The organism is Dendronalium phyllosphericum CENA369 (assembly GCF_016056275.1).
Taxonomy (GTDB): domain Bacteria; phylum Cyanobacteriota; class Cyanobacteriia; order Cyanobacteriales; family Nostocaceae; genus Dendronalium; species Dendronalium phyllosphericum.
In genome coordinates, this window is record NZ_JAECZA010000131.1 from 1 (window position 1) to 9,116 (window position 9,116).

Annotated in this window: 9 protein-coding genes and 1 pseudogene; 5 read left to right on the forward strand and 5 right to left on the reverse strand. The window is 42.2% G+C overall.

Features of this window, described 5'->3' with window-relative positions; all coding sequences use genetic code 11:
- Positions 1-608 precede the first annotated feature (608 nt).
- Positions 609-893: a hypothetical protein gene (locus tag I8752_RS20525; RefSeq protein ID WP_214434144.1), complete on the forward strand. Its 285-nt coding sequence runs from the start codon at positions 609-611 to the stop codon at positions 891-893.
- A gap of 198 nt (positions 894-1,091) precedes the next feature.
- Here the strand turns inward: I8752_RS20525 and coaBC are convergent, their stop codons facing one another.
- The 4 genes from coaBC to I8752_RS20545 all read right to left on the reverse strand — a co-directional run bounded on the left by coaBC (position 1,092) and on the right by I8752_RS20545 (position 4,381).
- A complete protein-coding gene (gene coaBC, locus I8752_RS20530) occupies positions 1,092-2,324 on the reverse strand; it encodes a bifunctional phosphopantothenoylcysteine decarboxylase/phosphopantothenate--cysteine ligase CoaBC (protein WP_214434145.1) in 1,233 nt (410 codons plus the stop codon).
- A 70-nt stretch (positions 2,325-2,394) separates the two neighbouring features.
- Positions 2,395-2,607, reverse strand: a complete 213-nt coding sequence (gene isiD / locus I8752_RS20535) for a protein IsiD (protein ID WP_214434146.1) — start codon at positions 2,605-2,607, stop codon at positions 2,395-2,397.
- A gap of 154 nt (positions 2,608-2,761) precedes the next feature.
- Positions 2,762-3,382, reverse strand: coding sequence for an alpha/beta hydrolase (locus I8752_RS20540; protein ID WP_214434152.1), 621 nt, complete (start codon positions 3,380-3,382; stop codon positions 2,762-2,764).
- A 255-nt stretch (positions 3,383-3,637) separates the two neighbouring features.
- Complete coding sequence (locus tag I8752_RS20545; protein WP_214434147.1) at positions 3,638-4,381, reverse strand: Uma2 family endonuclease; 744 nt, start codon at positions 4,379-4,381, stop codon at positions 3,638-3,640.
- Between the two features lie 97 nt (positions 4,382-4,478).
- Here I8752_RS20545 and miaB point away from each other — a divergent pair, with 97 nt between their 5' ends.
- The 3 genes and pseudogenes from miaB to I8752_RS20560 all read left to right on the forward strand — a co-directional run bounded on the left by miaB (position 4,479) and on the right by I8752_RS20560 (position 6,532).
- Entirely contained in the window at positions 4,479-5,843 is a 1,365-nt protein-coding gene (gene miaB, locus I8752_RS20550) for a tRNA (N6-isopentenyl adenosine(37)-C2)-methylthiotransferase MiaB (RefSeq protein WP_214434148.1), read from the forward strand.
- A gap of 135 nt (positions 5,844-5,978) precedes the next feature.
- Positions 5,979-6,203: a DUF433 domain-containing protein gene (locus tag I8752_RS20555; RefSeq protein WP_214434149.1), complete on the forward strand. Its 225-nt coding sequence runs from the start codon at positions 5,979-5,981 to the stop codon at positions 6,201-6,203.
- Positions 6,200-6,532: pseudogene (locus I8752_RS20560) on the forward strand (DUF5615 family PIN-like protein). The gene I8752_RS20555 and the pseudogene I8752_RS20560 overlap by 4 nt, the downstream one beginning before the upstream one ends.
- A 64-nt stretch (positions 6,533-6,596) precedes the next feature.
- On the opposite strand, the gene I8752_RS20565 reads toward I8752_RS20560, so the two are convergent.
- Entirely contained in the window at positions 6,597-7,445 is an 849-nt protein-coding gene (locus tag I8752_RS20565; protein ID WP_214434150.1) for a lysophospholipid acyltransferase family protein, read from the reverse strand.
- Between the two features lie 350 nt (positions 7,446-7,795).
- Here I8752_RS20565 and I8752_RS20570 point away from each other — a divergent pair, with 350 nt between their 5' ends.
- Positions 7,796-8,899: a D-alanine--D-alanine ligase family protein gene (locus tag I8752_RS20570; protein ID WP_214434151.1), complete on the forward strand. Its 1,104-nt coding sequence runs from the start codon at positions 7,796-7,798 to the stop codon at positions 8,897-8,899.
- The last annotated feature ends 217 nt before the right edge of the window (positions 8,900-9,116 follow it).

Here is a 9,116-nt window from a genome sequence, read left to right on the forward strand (position 1 = left end):
CCACACCCCATACCCTACACCCCACACCCCGCCCCAACGGGGCTTGGTCATAACAAGGTCGATCAAAAATCTACCCATATAGCTTGTGAGAATTCTGAGCCAAAGCTTTGCGTACAACCATCCAAACGAATGTTTTTGTTACTCCTACTGTCAGGTTAATGAGAATATTTGATACATTGCAATTGTTGTACTATTCTGCCAAACGAGTTTCGATTTGTCTTCATCAAAAATCATTTATGGTTTCCCGATGGTCTATTTAGCGGTTGCTAGAGTGGAAAGTCAGTAGATCCTAAATTTTTCCTGAAAAAATCAGCAATTGACTGCTGATTGATGATTAATGACTCCAGGCGATCGCGCTTTAAAAACGTAGAATTACTGTTTTAATATGTTTTCTGACTTCGCATAATATTTATTGGATTGATATGGCAATCTTAAATTAGACTTTTCCACATACCGGAGAAAGTTAGAAGGTCTGAGGTATCGAGTATCAGGTATATTAAAATTTGCCGTGAAAAGTCAGATATATAGATTGCTAGCAAGGTGATTGTATAATAACTTCGTTTAGTTTATTTTGAATGAGTTGCCAAATATCTGAAGGAGTATTGACAATGAATCAGATACTATTAACTTTAATTATTAGTTATGTACTGATATCCTGTTATTTCTTCAGCAATTGGCTAATATTTTCTCTGCGACATCCTAGTTCGTCTCCAGAAGAAAAGTTTTTGTCTTTTGTGATGTTTATAATTGCGACTATATTTTGGCCTTTGACTATTCCAATGTCTTTATTAGAAGTATTTCAGAAACGCAAAATAGAGTTTAGTACTTTTATTCCTGTTTTGTTAGTAATATTTGCCTTTAGTATTTCATATTATCTGGCTTATCTGCATTAATAATATCAAATCCGGCTAATTAGTTTTAATTAAGTAAATCTATACATAAAGCTCGAAAAGCCCTCTCCTTAGCCTCTTTGCGGTCTTAACGAGCGGTTTTTCCTCGGACAAAAATAAGAGATTTATCGCTATAGTCAAGGTTTTAAAGTACTAACGCTTTTAATACTGGGTTTTATTTAATTGTGTCTTTCTATTTACTCAAATTCCTTCAGAGATGACAAAATCAAATAAATGATGTGCCATTTGTAATTTAGTGCAAGGTGCAATTTCTAACTTATGTCCTTGCAAATCTAAAAATATTGCTTGATTGTTGTCACTGCCGAAACCACTATCAGGTAGATCGATAGGATTAGCAACAATAACATCTAAGTTTTTATTGTGTAACTTTTCTAGAGCTGGTGTGATAATATCTCCTGTTTGTGCGGCAAACCCAATTAAACGTTGATGCGGTTTTTTGAGCTGTGCTAGTTGGGTAACGATATCTGGTACGGGTTCTAAGGGTAAAGTTTGGGGAAGCGATCGCTTAGGTAATTTTTCCGTACTATAATCTCTGGGCTTCACATCCGCCACAGCGGCTGACATGATAATCGCATCAGCATTGGGTAAGGATTTCAACATTACCTGCTGCATTTGGTCTGCACTGATAACGGAAATTGCTTGCACTCCTAATGGTACTTCCCAATTTGCCGGGCCATGCACTAAGGTAACGCTTGCACCTCGGTGAAGTGCAGCTTGGGCTAAAGCCAGCCCCATTTTACCTGTGGAAGGATTGCCAATAAATCGAACTGGGTCGAGATATTCTCGCGTCCCCCCAGCACTGATTAACACTCGTTTACCTGCTAAATCTCGCTTACCTCTAGTGTGTAACAGCGATTGGATATGAGTGACAATTTCTCTTGGTTCTGCCATCCTACCAGCACCGACGCGATCGCACGCTAATAAGCCTGATGCTGTACTCATGCAGTGATAGCGGCTATCTGTGAGTAATTGCTGCCAATTTCGCTGCACCGCCAGTTGTTCCCACATATCTGTATTCATGGCTGGCGCTAATAGCAGGGGACAAGTAGAAGCCAACACAGTATTTGTGAGTAAATTGTCAGCCATCCCGTAAGCTAACTTTGCTAATGTATTAGCAGTTAAAGGAGCGATTAGAAATACATCTGCCCATTCACCCAACTCAATATGTAACGGACGCGAGTGAATTGGTTGCCAAAAATCATCGTCTGTATAAGCACAATGACGAGATAGAGTTGCTAAAGTTAGAGGCGTAATAAATTCTTGCGCTGAACGGGTGAGAATAACTCGGATTTCCACTCCCGTTTTAAATAACGTCGAAACCACCTCACAAATTTTGTAGGCGGCGATACCGCCGCTTACACCAATTAGAACCCTCTTGGTGAGATTTTCGTTTTTGGATTGGGAATTAGGCATGACAAAAAGTTATGATTGGTAATTAAAAATTAGCAATTGTAACTCATAACTTCTAACTCATGACTCCTAATTATGCTTCATCGTAGGGTTCTAAATCTAAGAGGTAGATATAGGGTTCAACTAACTCCGGGCGCTGAAACGCGATCGCTCGTAATAAATGCCAATCATTTAAACCCTCAAAAGCATTGCTGTAATTATCGAGTTCTAAACGATTAGCCAGCTCTTCCACCTCTGCTGCACTGATGGCAGCAATTTCTTTCTTGGAAATGCTTAGAGTTTTCATAATGCTTGCCCCTCCCTTATGCAGCATTCGCACCCAGCATGGGTTGAGTTGCGCTTGACGCAGCCACCCAATCTATATTACTCATTCAAGTGCATAGATTTCGTAAAAATTTTCCGGATTTTTACCTTTATTTGTAAAAAAGTTGCAATCGAGACTAGCCAATTGCATTTACAACAAAATTTCGTAGCACTTCTAACATTTGTGGACTAATTTCATGTCCCAGATCGAATTCGTGGTATTCTGTGGCAACTCCCAAAGACTCTACAGTTTCGCGTGCTTTTAAGGCAGCTTGCAGCGGCACAACTTCATCGTTTCTACCATGCACGATCAAAGTTGGAGGAAAACTACTTTTAGCTGTGGTTTCTACATCTGGATGTAAATACCCACTCATAACAACTAAACCTGCTAAGGGTAACTTTAATCCTACATCCAAAGTCATCGCTCCACCTTGAGAAAATCCACTCAAAATAGTGCGTGACAAAGGCACACCAGTAGTACTTTCTAAAGATTGCAACCAATCTATTAGCAGTTGGCGACTTTCTGCTAAACCTTGATACATATTTTCCATTCTCAAGTCATACCACGCCCTTCCTATAGAAGAATAGGGGTAAGGATAAGGGGCATTGGGAAAGATAAACTGGTAATTAGGTAATCTGAAAAAAGGTAATAAAGATGCGACATCCTCAGCGTTAGCTCCCCAACCGTGTAAAGTAACTATTAAGCCGACGGGAGGTTGAGAATTTGAGGGCGGAAAGGTAAGAAATTGTAAAGACAGAGTTTTACTCCTAAAATCATACTCTTCTAGTAGATCCTATCTCTACAAGTACAGTTAAGAGCTACTAACTCGTCACAATTTCCGAGTAGATATCTTAGGTGCTTAATCATCTACAAGATAGCGTTTATCGAATCTGATTTACTTGAGCTATCTTGAAATTATTTATGAATTATGTAGAAATTAATGAAAATAAAAAGCGATCGCTCTAAACGTTTGCTGTCTTAGTCTAGAGCGGCAGTTAATCAGAATTAACATTTAATTAGGCAACTGGTCAGGATCGATTCCTAAAGCCTTTAATTGGGCTGCTAGTTGTTCGGCGCGTTGTTCGGCGGTATGCGCGCGTTGTTCGGCTTGTTTGGCACGTTGTTCAGCCTCTTGTGCGCGTTCTGCCCCAGTTGGTAAAATATTGCCTTCTTTGTCACACCAGCGTAACCAAATATCTTGCTTACCTTCAAACAAACCTTCCCATAAAGTTAACCCTAAACCTACTTCTTCCAGCCAGAAAGTTTCCATCTCTACATACCGTCTTACTGCTAGCTGGTAAGTGCGTAGTATTTTATCTCCCAAGATTTGCAGAGGGTCAAACACAACATAGTATCCTACTGCCATCCGGGCGTAATCCCTCAACTTACTGCCCAGTTCATTACCTTCACGGTTCGAGACAATTTCTATAACCACATCGGGAGCTTTGCCAAACTCCCAGATAAAATAAGTACGATTCTTTTTTTCCCGCCAATCTTCAGGCATACTTGTATCCAAGCTGAGAAACACATCTGGCACTAGTGGGGGTAAGCCAATGTTGTAAAAGACTCCGACATTCGCAGCAGCGATAAATGTTTGAGAATCTGTAGGAGGAACCCAGGAACTATATAAAACTTCAGTTAACAGACGCTGTTGTTTTTCTGAGCGAAAGTTATCCACAGGTGTATCATCTTCGATAATTAGCTGGCTGATGTCTGGGGTGGGAGCGATATCAGCCGAAAACGCTTCTTGAACCATAAAAGCGATCGCCTCCTCCATCGAGTAGTCTTTTCTATACTTTAATAGAATAGAAATAAAGCTTATATAACATTACGCTGATTAAGCATAATTGCCCATGACCGCCTCTAAACGCCACTACCATATCACCACCTTCGGTTGCCAGATGAATAAAGCCGACTCAGAACGCATGGCTGGCATTTTAGAAGACATGGGTTTTGAGTGGTCAGAAGACCCAAATCATGCAGATGTAATTCTCTACAATACCTGCACGATTCGAGATAATGCCGAACAAAAGGTTTATTCTTATCTCGGCAGACAAGCAAAGCGCAAACACGAGCAGCCCGATTTAACATTGATTGTTGCTGGTTGCGTTGCCCAGCAGGAAGGTGAAACGCTGTTGCGGCGAGTACCAGAATTAGACTTAGTGATGGGGCCACAACACGCCAACCGTCTCAAAGATTTATTAGAGTCGGTCTTGGAGGGTAATCAAGTTGTGGCAACCGAGCCAGTTCATATCATAGAAGATATCACCCAGCCGCGCCGAGACAGCAAAGTTACTGCTTGGGTGAATGTGATATATGGGTGTAACGAACGTTGCACTTATTGCGTCGTTCCGAATGTACGCGGTGTAGAACAATCCCGCACGCCCGAAGCCATTCGCGCCGAAATGGCAGAATTGGGACAACAAGGTTACAAAGAAGTAACTCTTCTCGGTCAAAATATTGACGCTTACGGTAGAGATTTGCCAGGTGTAACGCCGGAAGGTCGGTATCTGCACACTTTTACAGATTTACTGTATTACGTGCATGATGTACCGGGGATTGAACGCATACGATTTGCTACAAGTCACCCTCGTTATTTTACTGAGCGCCTAATTCGAGCTTGTGCAGAATTGCCTAAAGTTTGCGAACACTTTCATATTCCCTTTCAATCTGGGGATAACCAACTTTTAAAAGCAATGGCACGGGGTTACACTCATGAGAAATATCGCCGGATTATCGATACAATTCGGCGGTATATGCCAGATGCATCAATTAGTGCTGATGCAATTGTGGGTTTTCCTGGAGAGACAGAAGAGCAATTTGAAAATACTTTAAAGCTGGTGGAAGATATTGGCTTTGACATGTTGAATACAGCAGCATATTCACCGCGTCCCGGAACACCCGCAGCTTTGTGGACAAATCAGTTGAGTGAAGAAGTCAAAAGCGATCGCCTACAAAGATTAAATCATTTAGTGGGCATCAAAGCGGCCGAGCGATCGCAACGTTACTTTGGACGCATCGAAGAAGTCTTGGTAGAAGACCAAAACCCCAAAGATAAAACTCAAGTAATGGGGCGCACAGGCGGTAATCGTCTGACTTTCTTCACTGGGAATATCAACGAATTGAAAGGGCAATTGGTGAAAGTCAAAATTACTGAAGTTCGTGCTTTTAGCTTGACTGGCGAACCAATAGAAGTACGGCAAGCAATAACAGTCTAAAAGGTTTATGAGTATTGCTTAATAAATCACGGCTATCTTGATTTAGTCGAACGCTATAATACAGCAACTATAATTTTGATTATTACCAACTCGTTTACGCCAAACATAGGCATAAGCAAACATGCCTGCAAACTCATGAAATACGATGACATCATCACAATAGAAGCAGGTAAAAGAAGTGGTAAACCCTGTATTCGAGGAATGCGAATCACAGTGTACGATATCTTAGAATATCTCGCAGGTGGTATGACGGAAGAAGAGATTCTGGAAGATTTTTCTGAACTCACTTCCCAAGACATCAAAGCTTGTCTTGCTTTTGCGGCCGATCGTGAGAGAAAGTTATTTGTGGCATCTCTGTGAAATTGCTTCTAGACGAAAACCTCTCCAACCGAATCATCTCCCAAATTACGGATCTATATTCTGACTCAGTGCATGTTAAAGCATTAGCACTGATTCAGAGTGATGATGTACTAATTTGAGAATACGCTAGAGCCAATGATTTTGTTATAGTTTCCAAAGACTCTGATTTCCACCAACGTAGTCTTCTATATGGTCATCCTCCAAAATTCATCTACCTCCGCGTTGGTAATTGTCCAACCTCCCAAATCGTAAAAATTCTGCGAGACAATTACACTACGATTAGTCAGTTTGTAGATGTACAGGAACAGAGTATTTTGGTATTGGCATGAAAGAGAATGAACGTTAATAATGCAAACTAATAGAGAATTTGTTAAACCTTAAAATCTTTCTTGCCTATGACTCAGCACTTAGCTTCACTAGCTGGTCTAACTCTTGCTGCATTTGACTAACAACTAATTCATAACATTCATTGACATACTGGCGATCGCTAGCCGCTTCTCGGCCGTAGCGTTCAAATACAATCGGCGGACAAACTCTTGTATGAATAGACACAGGCAAGGGAATATTAGGAAGAGGGCCAAGTGCTAATCCCCAAGGCAACCCTATATAAATCGGAAAAACTTCTGGATCGATTCCCAATAGCCAAGGCATTCCCCACTCGTGAAGTTGCTGTACAACTTTGTATAAATCAGTCAAGACAATCAGCGTATCGTGGGCCCCACAAGAAATCACAGGCACAATCGGCACATTCTCGCGCAGCGCTAACTTAATAAATCCTTGCCGTCCCACAAAGTAGATTTTGTTACGTAAATAATGCGGTCGAAAGACATCTTCTGCACCACCTGGATATACCAGCACACTCGCTCCAGAACGTAAAGCGGCGTAAGCCATTTTAGGATGAGCCACAATCGCTCCAGTTTTAGCAACTAGTTGCGCTATTGGGGGACTAACCTGCCAAACTTTGGGATGCATCAAACCGTAGACTGGTCGCTCCACACCAAATCGTCTAAACCAGTCGTACATCATCATTACCATATCAGGAGCTGCCAGTCCTCCATTGTGAGAGCCGACAAATAAAACTTTTTCTTGGGGTGGGATATGATGCCAGCCACTAGTTTGAACTCGAAAATAGTAATGATATAAAAAGCCTACTAGGGGCATCAAAGATTGGATGAACTTTGGATCTCGTTCGTCCAAAGACCAACCGAGTTTTGTGTGACGTTTATGTTGCTTTTGTGACATTCATGCATCTTATCAGCAATGGTGAAAGTGTAACTATTACTATTGTTGCGGTTTTAGTGCCAGAAGGCAGGGGGCAGGGGGAGATGAGGGAGATGAGGGAGATGAGGGAGATGAGGGAGATGAGGGAGACAAGAAATAATAATTACTTCTGCCTCCTGCCTTCTGCCTTCTGCCTCCTGCCTTCTGCCTTCTGCCTTCTGCCTTCTGCCTCCTGCCTCCTATTCCCTGTGTCTCATGTCTGATTCCCTATGTTTGGCCTAGGATTGGGAATACCTGAGTTCATGTAAAAATATAGCAATTTTAGTAGGTTGTGATACGCTAGCTGCTTGAGAAGTTTAGAGGTACTAAAGATGACTAAGTTGAGGGTGGGGTTGCTGTTTGGCGGACGTTCTGGAGAGCATGAAGTTTCGATTAGTTCGGCACGGGCGATCGCTAAAGCTTTAGGTGCAGAGGAAAATGCTAGTAAGTACGAAATTCTGCCTTTCTATATCCAAAAAGATGGACGTTGGTTGGCGGGAGAAACACCCCAACAGGTTCTAGGTTCTGGTATCCCACTTTTGGAATCCCAAAACTTAACACCTCAAGAACAAAATAAGTTGGCATCTAACCCTCAAACTCAAGCTTTGGGCCGTTGGCAATCACCTTCCCAAGTTGCGGAAGTGGATGTTTGGTTTCCCATTCTCCACGGCCCCAATGGTGAAGACGGTACAATTCAAGGGTTACTCACCTTGATGCAAGTCCCTTTTGTTGGTTCTGGGGTGCTAGGTTCGGCAATGGGCATGGATAAGATTGCCATGAAAATGGCTTTTGAACAAGCGGGACTGCCACAGGTGAAATATAAGGCGTTAACTAGAGCGCAAGTTTGGTCAAATCCTTGTGTATTTCCTAAACTTTGTGATGAGATTGAAGCAACATTAGGCTATCCCTGTTTTGTCAAACCTGCTAACTTAGGTTCATCGGTGGGTATTGCCAAAGTGCGATCGCGTCAAGAATTAGAAACAGCATTAGATAACGCTGCTGGTTATGACCGACGGATTATTGTAGAAGCTGGAGTCGTCGCTAGAGAAGTAGAATGCGCTGTTTTAGGCAACGAACAAGCTCAAGCTTCCGTGGTCGGCGAGATTACTTTTAACAGTGATTTTTATGATTACGAAACTAAATATACTGAAGGTAAAGCAGATTTACACATTCCCGCATCCCTCCCAGATGCTGTCAGCCGTCAAATTCAGGATATGGCATTACAAGCCTTTACCGCCGTTGATGCTGCTGGGTTAGCAAGAGTAGACTTTTTCTACGTGGAAGCCACTGGGGAAATATTGATTAACGAAATCAATACCTTACCAGGCTTTACAGCTACCAGCATGTACCCCCAACTCTGGGCTTATAGTGGAGTATCCTTTCCAGAATTAGTAGACCGATTAATTCAACTTGCTCTCGAAAGACATTCCAAATAGTGCTGAGTGCTGAGTCAGAAGGCAGGAGGCAGGAGGCAGAAGGCAGGAGGCAGAAGGCAGAAGGCAGGAGTAATTATTATTTCTTGTCTCCCTTGTCTTCCTTGTCTTCCTTGTCTCCCTCATCTCCCTTGTCTTCCTTGTCTTCCTTGTCTTCCTTGTCTCCCTCATCTCCCTCATCTCCCTCATCTCCCTCATCTCCCTCATCTCCCCCTGCCCC

Coding starts and splice junctions, on each gene's coding strand:
- I8752_RS20525 (WP_214434144.1), top strand. CDS start 609: ATGAATCAGATACTATTAACTTTAATTATTAGTTATGTACTGATATCC.
- coaBC (WP_214434145.1), bottom strand. CDS start 2,324: ATGCCTAATTCCCAATCCAAAAACGAAAATCTCACCAAGAGGGTTCTA.
- isiD (WP_214434146.1), bottom strand. CDS start 2,607: ATGAAAACTCTAAGCATTTCCAAGAAAGAAATTGCTGCCATCAGTGCA.
- I8752_RS20545 (WP_214434147.1), bottom strand. CDS start 4,381: ATGGTTCAAGAAGCGTTTTCGGCTGATATCGCTCCCACCCCAGACATC.
- miaB (WP_214434148.1), top strand. CDS start 4,479: ATGACCGCCTCTAAACGCCACTACCATATCACCACCTTCGGTTGCCAG.
- I8752_RS20555 (WP_214434149.1), top strand. CDS start 5,979: ATGAAATACGATGACATCATCACAATAGAAGCAGGTAAAAGAAGTGGT.
- I8752_RS20565 (WP_214434150.1), bottom strand. CDS start 7,445: ATGTCACAAAAGCAACATAAACGTCACACAAAACTCGGTTGGTCTTTG.
- I8752_RS20570 (WP_214434151.1), top strand. CDS start 7,796: ATGACTAAGTTGAGGGTGGGGTTGCTGTTTGGCGGACGTTCTGGAGAG.